General features: G+C 50.2%; 1 pseudogene. It reads left to right on the top strand.

Features of this window, described 5'->3' with window-relative positions:
* Positions 1-186 precede the first annotated feature (186 nt).
* Positions 187-492: pseudogene (locus tag THIMADRAFT_RS24210) on the top strand (ISL3 family transposase); the annotation flags it as partial.
* Between the last annotated feature and the right edge of the window lie 619 nt (positions 493-1,111).

Below are 1,111 nucleotides of genomic sequence, written 5' to 3'. Positions count from 1 at the left end.
CTTGATCCAGAAGGGTGACTGGCGCGGATCGGAGTGAATCCGCGACCTTTCAACGAGAACCGCGGGCGCGTTGGCGGTAGCAATGTCGCACTTCCCGACCGACACAAGCGTGCTTGGGTGCGAGAAAATAGGTCGTGCCATTGATCGGGGTCAGCTAAATGGTGACACCGTCCGTTTTCCCTCAGCCAAGCCCTCACCGACATCTACGACATGCCCCTGTCCAAAGGGCAGGCCAAGCGCAAGCTCAGTGGTTGGATCCGGCGGGTCAAGAACGCCGGTATGACGTGTTTTCAATCCTTCCTGAAAACGTTGCGACGCCATTGGGACGAGATCACCAATTATTTTACCGAGCGCCGCAATAGCGGATTCGTCGAAGGCCTCAACAACAAGATCAAGGTATTGAAGCGGCGGTGCTATGGCTTGAGCAACCTCCGCCGGCTCTACCAAAGGGTGTGCCTCGATCTGTGCGGTTACCGGGTTTTCGCGCGCTGACCAATGAAAACAAAAGCTTAAGCGCGGCGCATCCAGCGATGTTTTCGACCGCCGTGTTCGGCAAAACTGTCACAAGGTTCTGTTTTTAAAAAGTTTACCACTTTCCGTGAATTTCGGGAGAGCCTGCAATGCCTTGTTATGTTTTTAATAAACGGATATTGAAAGCGTTTAAGAAAGAAAACCTGATTCCGACATTAAGGCAAGCGCAATCCCAAGCACGAGAATACCCCCAATAACAGAAAACCCCATGGGAATACTGTAGTACCAGCAAACAACAGCGCCAGCCCCAGTGCCTACACCGAAAGCGATTACGAATTTTATGATCGCGTCAATGCCTATCTTCATCAGATCTTTAAGAAACTTAAGCATTAGTCACCCAATTTTTTTCATTGCAATAGAGAGTTGTTATTCATTAAACATAACAGTTGATTAGTAACGGTTCAAAAACTAGTTAAACATTTTAACAAGCGAACCCATTTGGATCGACGAGGTAGTTCCATTGTCCGTTCACGCAATCGTGGCGAATGAACCGATCCTTGACGTCGCGGAAGGTGTCGGAACACGTACGGCCGATCTCGTAGGTCGCGTCGAGGATCCGCGCGGTCACGCTCAACCCCGT

This window comes from Thiocapsa marina 5811 (assembly GCF_000223985.1).
In the GTDB taxonomy this organism is placed as follows: domain Bacteria; phylum Pseudomonadota; class Gammaproteobacteria; order Chromatiales; family Chromatiaceae; genus Thiocapsa; species Thiocapsa marina.
This window is presented reverse-complemented; position numbering and strand designations above follow the sequence as displayed.